The organism is Ruegeria sp. H7 (assembly GCF_056532945.1).
The window spans coordinates 662,270-675,910 of the sequence record NZ_JBQFNZ010000001.1 but is presented as its reverse complement, the minus strand read 5'-3'; the positions used below and the strand labels follow the sequence as shown (position 1 = coordinate 675,910).

Genomic DNA, 13,641 nt, shown 5'->3' with positions numbered 1-13,641 from the left:
CGTGTGGCGTAAATTAGAGACTTCCGTTTTGGGCTCCGAGCGGACCTCATAGGCGGCGCGGCATCGGAACGATCTCAAACACCTAGAAAGAGACAAGGGCGGCCCAGTCCTGCCATTGCCGATGTAGTCAATTTCTGCGCCGCAGCTTCACCAGACCGGACACTCGCTGCCACCGCATGATCGAGAGGGTTTAGAACTCACAGACGCCGACGAAGCAGACGCTGGTCAAAGTGCGGCTGGCACATCAGCCGGTGCCCTTGTCTTTCCTGCTCTCTGGATTGTGCGTTCGATCAGTTCTATCACTTGATCGGGTGTCTCGATCGACGAGGAATGACCAGCTCCCTTGAACAGGACGAGTTCGGACTCATCGATGTTGCGGTGCATTCGCTCGGATTTTTCCGGAGTGGTCGCGACATCCTTATCGCCAGCGCCGATGCCCACGGGTACGCGGATGTCGCCAAGAAGATCGACGCAACCCGCCCTGTCGATCACCCCGTTGACCGCGCGCGTGATACCGATCCGGTGGTTGCTCGTGATGGCCATTGACCAGCGTCGACGTTCGTCCGCGCGACCAGGGTCAGTGAGGAAGGTCCGCCCAAACATGATCGGCATCACCTGTCCGATTGCGGCCCACAAGCCAATCCAACGCGCAATGATATTCAAAATCTTATATTTCGGTGCGTTCTTCGGATCTTCCGGCTCAGCGCTTGTTTCAAGGAGTGTCAACGACTTCAGCAACTCCGGTCTTTGGGCCGCCAATCTCATGCCGACAAACCCGCCCATGCTCAGACCGACAAAGTGACAAGGCGCAGCGTCGAGAGCTTTGATCAATGCGGCAGCATCTTCGGTCAAGGTCTCCATGTCGTACCCACCTTTTGTGACGCCGCTTTGACCCTGACCCCTATGATCGAAAGTGATGCACCTGAAGTGTTTCCTGAGATGGGCGACTTGCGCCTCAAACATGGCACCGCTGAATAAAAGGCCATGCGAGAAGACGATTGGATCGCCATCGCCGCCCGTATCTTCGTAGTGAATGCTCGCCCCGTTGCAGTGAGATTTCGGCATGATACCCTCCGCCCGCCAAGCTGCTGCGACACTATCACAGGTTTGGCATTCGTCGATGGTTTACCTTCAAAGTCAGCGTTGGGCTCTCTGCAGAACCCTGAGGCAGCGCAGCAATCCTCTGATATGGTGCCACGTCAACGTCGGGTTGTCGCTTTGGGAGGGCATGGCGGATCGGAGGATCAGTCATGGAAACACCAAACTTACCATCCATTCGCGCGCTTCGCCCAGCGTGGAACAAAGGACGTATCGTTGACCAGAAAAGACCGCTGAAGCCAAAGCACGTCTGGGCGATCCGAGTTCGACTTGAACTGGCCGAGAACCATCGCGACCTCGCGCTGTTCAATATGGCAATCGACAGCAAACTTCGCGGCTGTGATCTTGTGAGGATGAAAGTCGTTGATGTGATGGCATCGGGGCAGATCAAAGAGCGCGCCTCCGTCCTGCAAAGCAAAACTCACAAACCAGTCCGCTTCGAGATTTCCGAGGGCACGCGTACTTCTGTCGAGAGGTGGATGGAGGATCAACTCATGGTTGGCTCGGATTATCTTTGGCCTGGCCGCTTCCATGAACGCCTGCACATCTCAACACGCCAGTATGCGCGGATCGTCCGTGATTGGGTCACATCCATCGGCCTTGAGGCAAGCGCATACGGAACGCATTCAATGCGTCGTACCAAAGTAACCCAGATCTACAAGAAGACTGGCAGCCTGCGCGCCGTGCAGTTGCTTCTTGGACATACAAAGATGGACAGCACAGTTAGATATCTGGGCGTCGAACTTGAAGACGCTCTAGCTATTGCCGAAGCCATTGAAATCTAGTGCAGTTGGGTCGCTTTCACAGGCGGCCCATTCCTGCCGTCCAGCGGACACCTTCGATGCTGCGGTGCAGCCCGTCAAACCTGCCGTTCGCTACCAGTACAACATAGGGTATCGGTCGAGCGAACAGTTCGCGGATTTTCTGGACCTTCAGCCCAACGCCTCACACGCGCGTAAACGGTCCCAACCGTGCCTTCCCAGCAGAGTCAAGCGCCGCATCGGAGCTTGACCGAAGCGGCCAATAGTCAAACTCGGGCACACGGAGTTGTGAGAGGTTGAGCACACGATACTGAAATTTAGGTGAAGTCTGTTATCTGTCCCTAGAAAATCCAGTTCTATGTCGCAAAAAAGTATTTAGACAGGCAATTCCGACTTGGATTCGTCTATCTGCTCAATGTCAACCTCGGCCAGCGAAGAAATGACGCAATCCGCAGCCGTTAGTTCACTCTCGTGATCTTCATGAAGAAGACCTACGCAATAGAAACCACCATTCTTTGCCGCTTCGACACCGGAAGAGGAATCCTCGATCACGATACATTCATCCACATTAAGCCCCAGCCCGCTGGCGGCGGTGAGGAATATATCAGGGTTGGGTTTCCCTTTTTCGACATCGTCGCCTCCGATAACAACCGGAAAGGCATCCAACAAACCAGCTTTTTCGAGAACGGCTCGGACATTGGCGCTGCTGGAAGCGGCCGCCAGCCCGTAACCCTCCGACTGGCATTGTCTTACGAGGTGCACAGCAGCATCGAAGACACGAAATTCGCCTCGCTCGATCATTTCAACATAATAGTCATTTTTTTTGTCTGCGGCGGTTCTGACTTCATTCTCCGAATGCCGGGTCATGACCGCGCGCGCGCCGTCATAACGAGGGCGCCCATCGACAAGTCGCCGGTATTCCGCCCTTCCAAACTCATACCCGTATTCTTCGAACATGCGTTTCCAAGCAGCAAAATGCGCCGGTACGGTGTCGACCAAAACACCATCGAGGTCAAAGATCAGTCCTTTGATCGGCATGCTGAATCTCCTGGTTCGAGCCTGTGCAAGAAACACGTAGCATGTAAGGATTTTTCTTCAATCGGCTGGCATGTGAATGTTTATATGGCATAGTTATTCACGCTGTCAGGATCCTGCTAACGAACAATATTGAACAAATGATCGACGTTAAAAAACTTCCATTTGAAGAACGCGCCCAGTGCGCTGCCTATATGCGCGCAACGCACAACATGTCGCAGGTAGAGATAGGAGCAATTCTTGGTGGCCTGTCTCAACCGCATGTATCGCGGTTACTGAAACACGCTGAACGCCAAAACTACTTGGTCATCGAACAACGCTTCGTCAAAGAACAATTCTCAGACGAGTGGATTGCCCAGATGGACGAAATGCTGGCTCCTTCAGGGTTGAATTCTGATCTGAAGCGATATTGCAACAGGAACAAGCTTAGACCGCCTCGGCTTGGGGTGTTTGAAAGCGGCCCGGGGAACACCGAGGCTGCGCTGTCACAGCGCCGTACCAGGTTTGGACGAACCGCATCCGGACGATTGATAGAACTGATCGAGAAATCGAACGTCATCGGCGTTGCGTGGGGTCGAACAATCAAGTCTCTGGCAGAAGGGATTGCAGCCTCAAGGCAGCCCATAGATAAGTCGCAAAAGACTGAGTTTGCAGCGGTTTGCGCAGAATTGATGTCGCTGGCTCAGCATGGATACTCTGCCAGCCGGCTTGCCGGAACGTTTGATGAGCTATTTAACGATCAGCCGGAGGATAGCCCTCAGCTCACTGGTTTCCCGGCATACATACCCCGTCACTACGATGAGACCATGCGCCGTTCCATTTGGCAGTACATCTCTGACACCCCGGGATTTCACCGCGTGTTTTCGGGTCCAGACGCATTGATTGATAAAATGGATATGTTGATTTCCAGCGTCGGGTCTTCAAGCACTCCGGTTCTGGGCAGTTTTGAAGAGCTGGTTCAGGCTGGCGGGTTAAGGGCTGACGATCTCCGGCAATTGGTCGTCGGGGACCTTGGCGGTATTTTGATCCCGAGAACCGAAATTTCACAGGCCAAGATGGACCTGATTGACGAGCTGAACGGGCTGTGGACCGGGATCAAAACAGAGCATGTCAAAGCCATCGCAGATCGGGCATTTGACGATCCTGATCAAAGTGGTGTTGTGGTCGTCGCGATTCAGAAGGAACGAGGCGATACGGTATTCGAACTGATCACCCGGGGACTTGTTAACGAATTGCTCATCGATCACGCGGCAGCGGAACAACTGCACACGCGCGTTGCTGAGGCTCTTGCAGACTGACGATAGCACCTCGGCACACCTTGACCATTCCTGCGAGAAAAATCTTGGTTGTCACGCAGGCTGCGGTGCTAAGACCGCTTCCTCTCCGGCAATCAAAGTAACAGGATGGCCCATCACCTCGATATCCTCTTTCGTGCCGGACGGAGCAATCAGCTTAAACCGACACTCGTCATGAGAAATCAGAACTTCGACGTCATTCCCCTGCCACTTCAGATTAAACCGGATGCCGGACCATGCCTCGGGCAGCCAGGGTTTGAACGTCATCTTGCCGTGCTTGACCCGGAACCCGCCAAACCCACAAACAAGCGACTGCCAGGTGCCACCGGCCGATGCGATATGCATCCCGTCCTGTGTGTTTCCCTGATTGTTGACTAGATCAACAAAGGCAGAACGTTCGAAATAGTGATGGGCCGAGGAAATGTCGCCAACTTCAATCCCCATGATCGAATGAATGGCCGGGCTGAGCGATGATTTGTGCATCGTGCGTTTCTCATAAAACGCATAGTTCGCCTTTTTGATTTCGTCTGAAAACTCGTCGGGCAAGAGATAGTTCAACATGATCACGTCAGGTTGCTTGAGTAGCATCGAGCCATTCAGTGAAAAGTGATCATGCCCCTCCGGGTAGACCGGCATACGGTTTTTGTCCCATTCGGTGATGGGAATGTCCTTGAGCTGGAAATATCCTTCAAATTGCTCAATCAGATTGCGGGACGGGTCAAAGGGAACATAGATTTTTTCGGCCGTTTCCAGCCAATTATCCACTTCCTTTTCTGTTAAATCTAACCGAATCCGCAATTCGTCATGAACCGCTGACGAGGCCTCGCTGAACTCTTTGAAAACACGTGCGGATTGCTCCAGATGCCATTTCGCCATTCGGTTGGTGAACGTGTTGTTGTCGACATGCTCGTGAAACTCGTCCGGCCCAATAACGTTTGTCAGCTCGTACCGGTCCATGTCTTTGTTCCATTCCAGTCGACTGATCCAGAACCGGCTGGTCTGATACAAAACCTCGGCCCCGAAATCGCGAAGGAAATCTTTGTCTCCGGTCGCCGCAACATAACTGAGGATGCCATATGCCACACATGCGGTGACGTGAATCTCTTCTTCTCCGGTCCAGATCCGGTTCGCGCCGTCCGCTGTCCATTTTGGCGTTGTCTCCACCCCGGTATCAGCGGATTCCCACGCGTACTGCGCGCCCTTAAGCCCATTCATGCGGGCATTCTCAAGTGCGCCGTTCAACGTATTGTAACGGTATTTCAGAAGGGCTTTGGCCGTCTCCGGCTGCGTGAATATATAGAATGGCAGCAGGAAGATCTCGGTATCCCAGAAAACGTGACCTTTGTAGCCTTCCCCAGACATGGATTTGGCGCCGATGTTCGCGCGCGGGTCGTTTTCGTTGGCTGCTATAAGCAAGTGATAGATGTTGAAGCGCATCGCCCGCGTTGCTTCAGGATCACCCGTCACCACACAATCACAGGAATCCCATTTTTTGCGCCATGCTGCGGCACTTTCGCTTAGACATGCGGAGAACCCTTTGGCATGCGCGGTCTCCAGAGACGCTTCGCATTTGGCTGCCAATTCCGCGCCGTTCAGATCTCGCGATGTATAAATCGACACCAGCTTTTCGAAAGTCAGACTTTGCCCGTTGAGCGCCTCGACAGAAATGGTTTGCGAAACCTGCTCATAATCAAGGTTTGCGCCTTTGAACTCGCTAAAGGAAGGCCAATCCAAGGCAGACGACATGCCAATCGAAATGCCAGTGTCCAGAGTCAGAGCTTCGATATAGGACGCATCACTGCTTGCATGTGACTGAGTGACCTTCAGGTGTCGGCTTTTGGCCCATTTTTCCCATTTTACTTCGGGATGGAAATCCGGGTTTCCCTGATAAGCTGGCAATCGATCCAGATTGTATCGATGGGCATCAAGGGCGCTTTCGACAGTGATCTCGGACGAGTGGTTTTCCGGAGTGACGATCAGGCGAATGCCACAGATGTGCTGATCGGCAAAACTGGCAAAGCGGATGCTGGTGATGCGAGTGCGACGGCCTGTGCTATCTTCAAACAGGGTATCGCGATGCAGAAATCCGGTCTGCAGATCTAATACCCGCCTGTGTTCGACAACATTACACGTCTGGACGCCCAGAATTTCACCTTCCACACGAACCCGAAATGGCAACCAGGTCGGCACATTGACCTGATCGATCACCGTCGAGTCATGGTGATCGTAAACACCGGCCAGATAGGTGCCAGACAGCTCTCCTTTGTGGCCCTCTTCCAGAGACCCACGCGTGCCCTGATAGCCGTTGCCGACCGTGAAAATGGTTTCCTTGAAGTTCGCTTCATCCAGATTGAATTGAGTTTCTTCGATCAGCCAGTCGCTACTGCTCAGCATCGTCTGCATGTCAGGGCTCCATTCGGGTGATATTTCGGATAATTCAGTCGCCGTAGGTTTCAGCAATCTGACGTTCGGTTTCTTCCAGTGATCCGTAGACATCCAGCTCGCTGCTCGAGCAGCGCTGCGCTCCTGCACAGTTTCCGAACTGGCAGGCTGTGACGAAATCGCCAGTCTTGAGGTAGCCAAAAGCCAAACCACCAGCAAAGCTGTCACCGCAGCCCGTGGTGTCGACCACATCCTCGACAAGCACCCGCTTGACCAGATGTTCCCGCATCCGGCCAGTCGCGTCCTTGTGGTAGACGGCGCAGCCGTGTTGATCCAGCGTGACGTAGAGCGCCTTGACGCCCAGATCCAGGCAGTGTTGCGCGAACTTGGGCAACTGGTCCATCGTGAGTTCGCTTATGTCCTGCAACTCGTCAGAGCCGTATTCCCCTTTGAACCAACTGCATTGAGCCTCTTCCAGATTCATCTTCAGAAGGTCGATATGCGGAAGCCAGCGATCCCGGTCGATCCAGAACTTATGATACCGTTCTCCATGCGCTGAACACCCGCTGGTGGGACCATGCGCATCAAATACAACCAGACCATCGCTGTTGGCCTTGATGTATCGGATCGTTTCCAACGGAACCTCGAAATCCGTGATTGGAACGAAAACGAACGCGTCGCAATCCATCAGGTCTTTAATGTCTTCGGGCAGGATCGGGTTCATGAAACCCGTTTGCTTTTCGTTGCGATGGTTCTGATCGACGTAGACCAGATCGATCACCGCGCCCTGATCGGCGTCGCCTGTAACATGGCTGACATCCAGATACGGAAACTCAGACAGCAAGTTGCGAACATTGTCGACGTCCGACCTGCGCACATGGCTGACAACGTTGATCTGCGAACCCGGACCGGCCAGCGAGGACATACAGACCGCCGTATAGACTGCGCAGCCAAATTTATTGAATTTCTCACCCTGATAGCTGGTGATATTGTCCCTTGGGATCGGGCCAAGGACTGCGACGTTGATCTTGTCAGACATTTCGGTCCCTTGTTTGTATTCGCTGTTTTGCCGACGTTCGTATGCGTGACTATAGCAGCTTCAGTTCTGATAGATTTGTTCGCTGGTATAGAAACCGCCATCGATCACCGTGCTGTCGATCGTATCTTTTGACACTGGGAAAACAGGTGTGATAACCGTCGGGATTTCCGCGAAACCATTGTCGATCAGCGTATGCTCACCGATCAGTTCGCTGATTTCGGCATCTGGGGACTGCGCTATTTTCACGGCAATATCCGCCGCCTCATAGGCCAGGGGCTTGATTTGCTTCCAGATTTCCAGCGCCTGTATGTCATTGGCCACCATTTGAACATTCTTCAGATCAGCATCTGACCCGGCAACAAAGACCTGATCAGCCGATGCCAGATCCTCATCCGACAATGCTGCCAGAACCCCAAAGGCAAGCCCGCTGTTGTTGGCGATGAACGCATCGATGTCGTTGTCATATTCGACCAGTAGGTTCTCGGCAGTGTCTCTGGCCATATCGGGAGACCAGTCTACATGGCTGCGATCCGCAACAAGCTCGAGCCCAGGATGATCGGCAATCACTTTCAGCACACCGCTGCTGAGCGCTTCGGCATTGGCATCACCAGGCTGACCGCGGATCAGGGCGACCCGGCCTTTGACCTCACCGCGGGTATCATTCAACCAGTCCACCATCGCTTCGGCCTGAAGCTGCCCGACAGCCCAACTGTCCTGCATAACCATGACGTCAAGCGGCCCGTCCTGCAGCATCGAGTCGTACCCGACGACTTTGACGCCTTGATCGTGGGCCAAATCAACAAGGGCACCAGCGGTTGCAGTGTTGACGGGTTGCAGGACCAGAACGTCCACCCCCGATTCCAGCATTTCCTCAACCTGCTGCAACTGACGCAATGGATCATTGCCGCTGCTATCAAAGATCACATCTGCGCCTTGGGATTCCGCGCGTGCAATGAATAGGGATTTGTCAGTCTGGTATCTGGCTTCCTGCATGGTCTTGAGCAGGAACCCGATTTTAGCGTTGTCCTGTGCTGCCGCGATCATTGGCAGCGATGCGGATAGAAGGCCGGCCAAACCCAAAGCTTTGAGGCCATTTGTGCGTAAGGTTGCTAAAATGGACTGGACCATCGCTTACCTCCCAACTGTCATTCAAGTTTTCGGGGATTTTGGCGTTGCCCCCGGTGCGTGTGACCGGGGGCAGGCCAGCAACATTATTTCTTCTGCATCACATCGAACCAGACGGCGAGGATGATGATCAGGCCCTTGATGATCAACTGATAGAACGTGACCACACCAAGCAGGCTCATACCGTTGTTCAGGACCCCGATCAGCAGGGCACCGATGATGGTTCCACTCACCTTGCCAGAACCACCCGCCAGGCTGGTACCGCCGATAACAACCGCTGCAATCGCATCAAGCTCAAACATGGTTCCAAGGTTGGGTGAGGCACCGTTCAGACGTGAGGCCAGGATGATACCAGCCAGCGCCGACAGGACCGAAATGACCGTATAGACAATCATCTTGGTGCGGACGACGTTGATGCCGGACAGCCGAGCCGCATCCTCGTTTCCGCCAAGTGCATAGAGGCGGCGACCAAAGCGGGTGCTGTTCAGCGTATAGATCCCGGCAAACGCAATGACTGCAAAGATCGCAACAGGAACGGGGATCCCCTTGTAGCTGGTGAACACGTGGAAGGCCAAAGCAAAACCACCAATCATCACGGCCCCGTTGACCAACAGCTCTTGCATGTTCACTTCGACGCCGTGAGCTTTGCTTTGTTGGACGTCCCGGAAGATCGAATAGACAGCAAGCGCAGCACACACGATCAGTACGATACTGGACATCATCGGCGGGATATAAGCACCACCAATCAATGGAAACACATTACTCGTTACCGGTACAGAACTGCCGTTGGTCAGGGTCAGAGCCAAACCGCGTGCAATGGTCAGCATTCCAAGGGTTATGATGAATGGTGGTATGTTGAACTTGGCTATCCAGAACCCGTTCCACAGACCTATTCCGACACCCACGATCAAAAGGGTTGCAGGCACCGCCAATATTGTCGGCACGCCCCATTGCATCATGAGCGTACAGACGACCGCTGATAACCCGACGACAGAGCCAACGGATAGGTCAATACCCGCAATCAGAATGACCATAGTCATGCCTACGGCAATGATCCCGATGATGGTAACCTGACGGGACAGGTTGCTAAGGTTCCTCGCGGTGAAAAACGCGTCGTCGGCAAAGCTGAGCCCGACGACAAGCACGATCAACGCAATTAGCGTCGCGTTGTCCTTTATGAAGTTTATCAGGTGGTTTTCCTTGGCGCCATTGACGCCAACACCTGCAACGTTGCTGTCAGCACTCATTTGCTTCCTCCCTTATGCGCTGCCGGTGGCATACGCCATGATTGCTTCTTTCTTCGCGTCGTCCCGTTCAAAGTTCGACACGATCTCGCCTTCGCACATCACCAGTATCCGGTCGCACATGCCCAAAACCTCGGGCAGTTCCGATGAGATCATGATGACCGTGACACCTTGCTGGACCAATTCGTTCAGCAGCTTGTAAATCTCGACCTTGGCGCCGATATCGATCCCGCGCGTAGGTTCATCCAGAATGAACACATCTGGGCGTGAGTTCAGCCACTTACCCAGAATGACCTTCTGCTGGTTGCCGCCGCTGAGCGTGCCAATCACCGTGTCGATCGAGGGTGTTTTGACTCCAAGCTGGTCGACATATTCCTTAACGACTTTGCGCTCCTGCTGGGTGTTGATAATGCCCAGAACCTTGGAACTGATCGTCTCAAGCGAGGAAATCGTCGTGTTGAAGGAAATGGATTTGTCCAGAAACAGACCCAGCGCCTTACGGTCCTCGGTCAGCAGCGCGATGCCGGCATCAATGGCGTCCTTCGGCGATTTGATGTCCAGCTTTTGCCCGTTCAGCTTCACTTCACCGGTGGTCTGGTTTGGATAGGCACCGAATACACCGCCAACCAGCTCGGTCCGGCCAGCGCCCATTAGCCCGGAGATGCCCAATATCTCGCCTTTGCGGGCAACGAAGCTGGCGTTCTTGACCAGATAGCTGCCAGGCAGATCGGGGTTTGTGACGGACAGATCGTTGACCTCTAAAGTCACCTCACCCGGTGTGAAATCGACCTTGGGAAACATATCCTTGATGTCGCGCCCGACCATTCGGGCGATGATCTGATCAAGCGTGATATCCGCGATAGGCGTGACTTCACCGATGGTCTGGCCATCGCGCAGAACCGCAATCCGGTCGGCGATCTGCTCGATCTCTTCCATCTTGTGCGAGATGTAGCACATGCAGACGCCGTCGGCTTTCAGCTTGCGGATGATACGGAAGAGATCCTTGACCTCCTTATCCGTCAGTGCCGACGTAGGTTCGTCCAGCACCAGTATCTCTGCCTTGAGCGACAGCGCCTTTGCAATTTCGACCATCTGCTGTTTGCCCACGGTGATATTCTGCACCAGATCGGTCGGGCGAATGTCGTTGATGCCCAGTTCGGTCAGCAATTTCTGAGTCTCGGCAAAGGTTTGATTCCAGTTGATTCTGCCCTTGGCATCGGTGAACTGGCGATCCAGAAAGATGTTCTCGGCAACCGAAAGGCCGGGGATCAGGTTGAGTTCCTGATAGATGATGCCAATGCCGGCCGCCTCGGCCTCTTTCGTATTCGCGAATCGGACTCTTTCGCCGTGCAGAAAGATATCGCCTTCGTAGGTCGGATACGGCCACACGCCGCTGAGCACTTTCATCAACGTGGATTTGCCCGCTCCGTTTTCTCCCATCAACGCCAGAAGCTCGCCCGAGCGGGCTTCGAAATTGACATTGTTCAGGGCGCGAACTCCGGGAAAATCCTTGATAATACCCTGCATTTTCAGGACGACTTCAGACATGCTTTTTCCCATCACATTCAGAAAGGTGTTTCGGACATTCCCCACCCTGACCGGCAGTCTCGCCGTGAGGGGTTAAGGAAGGAGGGCACCATGAAGCCGCGCGCGGGGAGTACACGCATAGGGAGCCAAATGGCGAAACGCCCTCCTTCAGGAAACAGTCCTTGGGATCAGTTCCCGTAGACCTCTTCCTTGGAGTAGAAGCCGCCAGCGATGATCGTGTCATCGATGTTGTCCTGTGTCACAAGCGTGATCGGAGTCACGATTGTCGGCACATCGGCGAAACCGTTGTTGATAACCTTGTCCACCTCGACCAAATCGGCGGGCGCGGTGTCCGGATCAGCAGCCAGAGCAACGGCCACTTCTGCCGCGGTTTCAGCCAGAGGATCGATCTGCTTCCAGATTTCAACGGCTTGCTTGCCTTGCGCAACATATTGGATATTGGCCAGGTCGGCATCAGATCCGGCCACAAACACTTTGTCTGATGACGCCAGACCCTGTGCTTCCAATGCCGCGATAACACCACGGGCCATGCCGCTGTTGTTGGCGATAAATGCGTCGATGCCGTTGCTGTTTGAAGTAAGCGTGTTTTCCGCAGTCGCCATTGCCTTCTCGGATGACCAACCTTCATGCGCCTGATTGGTCACCAGTTCCAACCCCGGGTTCGCTTCGACAATCTCCAACACACCGCTGCTCATGGCAATCGCGTTGGAGTCGCCGGGTTGACCTTGAATCAAGGCGATCTTGCCGGACACCTCTCCGTTCTTGTCCTGAAGCCATTCGACCATGGCTTCGCCTTGCAGGCGGCCCACGGCCCAGCTGTCTTGCATCACCATCGCATCCAGCGGCCCGTCCACGAGCATCGAGTCATATCCGACGACGCGCACACCTTCGCTGTTTGCCATGCTGACCATGCTTCCGGCGGTACCGGTGTTCACAGGCTGCAACACGATGACGTCTGCGCCCTTGGCAAGCATGTTTTCAAACTTAGCCAGCTGAGTCAGCTCGTCATTGTTCGCTGAATCAAAGATAACTTCGGCGCCCAGTTCCTCTGCTTTCGCAGTAAACGCGGCGCGGTCACGTTTGTAGCGCTCTTCCTGCATGGTTTTCAGCAGAAAGCCAATTTTGACATCGCCTGCATACGCTGTCCCGGCAGTCAGTGCGACAGCGGCGACAGAAAGCAAGGCGGCTCTACGGGTAATGGTCTGCATCAGGGACATATTTCCTCCAGTGTATGTTCCTTGGCTGCCGGGCCAATTGGGCCGACAACGCGAAATGCTTCGCAAATTGTGCTGGGTGCCGGCTAACCGGTGAGAACAAGCGTCAATCTCAAAGCGATAACGCTAACATAGCGGTGAAGATTGAGAGGAGAATTTGTATATTTAGAAAGCATAAATATTCACAGCGCAGTTGGGATCCCTGCGCCCAAAGGGATTTTACATATTTAACAACACCATAATAGGTTGCCACTCACTAATCGAAAACACTGAAGTCTCTTGGTCAGGCCGCGACAGAGTTGTACCGTAATCGCGAAGCGGGTTGTAAAGCCGCGAAATCGGCAATCAAACATCCTGATGAGATCGCCAGGCCGACACCGTCTGGTGTTTTTTCTGTTGGCGTGCTCAAGCGGACCAATAGGTCAATTCATGCAACCGCTGTCGAATGGCCGCTAACCAAGAATGCGAATGGCTATTTCGCGAGAGTAGCGAAGGTCTGCTTTCCGCCCGATTCTTACAGTAAACAACTGGACTTTGGCTTGTACGGAAGTGGTACTGACGACGGTTGAGATTCGCTCGGGGCACCCGGGCTCCACTCAGTACAGGGCGCAGGATCAGCCTGTGCCCGCAAAGTGGAGACATCAATGACAACTTCATGTGATACGGAAATCAAAACACCACCCGCCAAACCCGCCCGGAACAACCCGACGCGACAGCAACAGTTGCAGAAACTGTTGTCCCGCAAGGCTGGTGCAACGATTGCGCAGATTCAGAACGCCTTTGGGTGGCAACCGCATTCCGCGCGCGCGGCGATTTCGATGTTGCGCAAGGCGGGACATACTGTTGAGCGATCTGGATCTGGCAAAGGTACGCTCTACCGGATAGTGAAGTCGGTGTGAT

11 protein-coding genes are annotated in these 13,641 nt (G+C 54.0%); 3 read left to right on the top strand and 8 right to left on the bottom strand.

The window, feature by feature from the left end; genetic code table 11:
• Positions 1 to 225: 225 nt before the first annotated feature.
• Positions 226 to 1,065, bottom strand: a complete 840-nt coding sequence (locus ACR0AC_RS03170) for an alpha/beta fold hydrolase (protein ID WP_170452289.1) — start codon at positions 1,063 to 1,065, stop codon at positions 226 to 228.
• A 185-nt stretch (positions 1,066 to 1,250) separates the two neighbouring features.
• On the opposite strand from ACR0AC_RS03170, the gene ACR0AC_RS03165 reads away from it, so the two are divergent.
• Positions 1,251 to 1,883, top strand: coding sequence for a tyrosine-type recombinase/integrase (locus tag ACR0AC_RS03165; RefSeq protein ID WP_480871911.1), 633 nt, complete (start codon positions 1,251 to 1,253; stop codon positions 1,881 to 1,883).
• A gap of 351 nt (positions 1,884 to 2,234) precedes the next feature.
• On the opposite strand, the gene ACR0AC_RS03160 is transcribed toward ACR0AC_RS03165, so the two are convergent.
• Positions 2,235 to 2,897, bottom strand: a complete 663-nt coding sequence (locus ACR0AC_RS03160; protein ID WP_170451108.1) for a beta-phosphoglucomutase family hydrolase — start codon at positions 2,895 to 2,897, stop codon at positions 2,235 to 2,237.
• Between the two features lie 137 nt (positions 2,898 to 3,034).
• On the opposite strand from ACR0AC_RS03160, the gene ACR0AC_RS03155 reads away from it, so the two are divergent.
• Positions 3,035 to 4,192: a sugar-binding transcriptional regulator gene (locus tag ACR0AC_RS03155; RefSeq protein WP_170451110.1), complete on the top strand. Its 1,158-nt coding sequence runs from the start codon at positions 3,035 to 3,037 to the stop codon at positions 4,190 to 4,192.
• A gap of 51 nt (positions 4,193 to 4,243) precedes the next feature.
• On the opposite strand, the gene ACR0AC_RS03150 is transcribed toward ACR0AC_RS03155, so the two are convergent.
• From ACR0AC_RS03150 to ACR0AC_RS03125, 6 genes are all read right to left on the bottom strand, one after another.
• Entirely contained in the window at positions 4,244 to 6,721 is a 2,478-nt protein-coding gene (locus ACR0AC_RS03150; RefSeq protein ID WP_480871909.1) for a glycoside hydrolase family 65 protein, read from the bottom strand.
• Entirely contained in the window at positions 6,627 to 7,610 is a 984-nt protein-coding gene (locus tag ACR0AC_RS03145; RefSeq protein ID WP_170451114.1) for a carbohydrate kinase family protein, read from the bottom strand. Before ACR0AC_RS03145 ends, ACR0AC_RS03150 begins: the two co-directional genes overlap by 95 nt.
• 60 nt (positions 7,611 to 7,670) lie before the next feature.
• Positions 7,671 to 8,654 (bottom strand): substrate-binding domain-containing protein, encoded by a 984-nt coding sequence (locus ACR0AC_RS03140; protein WP_480871907.1) that lies wholly within the window; start codon positions 8,652 to 8,654, stop codon positions 7,671 to 7,673.
• Between the two features lie 167 nt (positions 8,655 to 8,821).
• On the bottom strand, positions 8,822 to 9,982 hold the full coding sequence (locus tag ACR0AC_RS03135; RefSeq protein ID WP_217354249.1) for a sugar ABC transporter permease: 1,161 nt from the start codon (positions 9,980 to 9,982) through the stop codon (positions 8,822 to 8,824).
• Positions 9,983 to 9,994: 12 nt separating this feature from the next.
• A complete protein-coding gene (locus tag ACR0AC_RS03130) occupies positions 9,995 to 11,527 on the bottom strand; it encodes a sugar ABC transporter ATP-binding protein (protein WP_480871905.1) in 1,533 nt (510 codons plus the stop codon).
• Between the two features lie 167 nt (positions 11,528 to 11,694).
• Positions 11,695 to 12,744, bottom strand: a complete 1,050-nt coding sequence (locus ACR0AC_RS03125; protein ID WP_480627353.1) for a sugar ABC transporter substrate-binding protein — start codon at positions 12,742 to 12,744, stop codon at positions 11,695 to 11,697.
• A 641-nt stretch (positions 12,745 to 13,385) separates the two neighbouring features.
• Between ACR0AC_RS03125 and ACR0AC_RS03120 the strand changes: the two genes are divergently transcribed.
• Positions 13,386 to 13,640 (top strand): DUF3489 domain-containing protein, encoded by a 255-nt coding sequence (locus ACR0AC_RS03120; RefSeq protein WP_170452284.1) that lies wholly within the window; start codon positions 13,386 to 13,388, stop codon positions 13,638 to 13,640.
• Position 13,641: the final 1 nt, after the last annotated feature.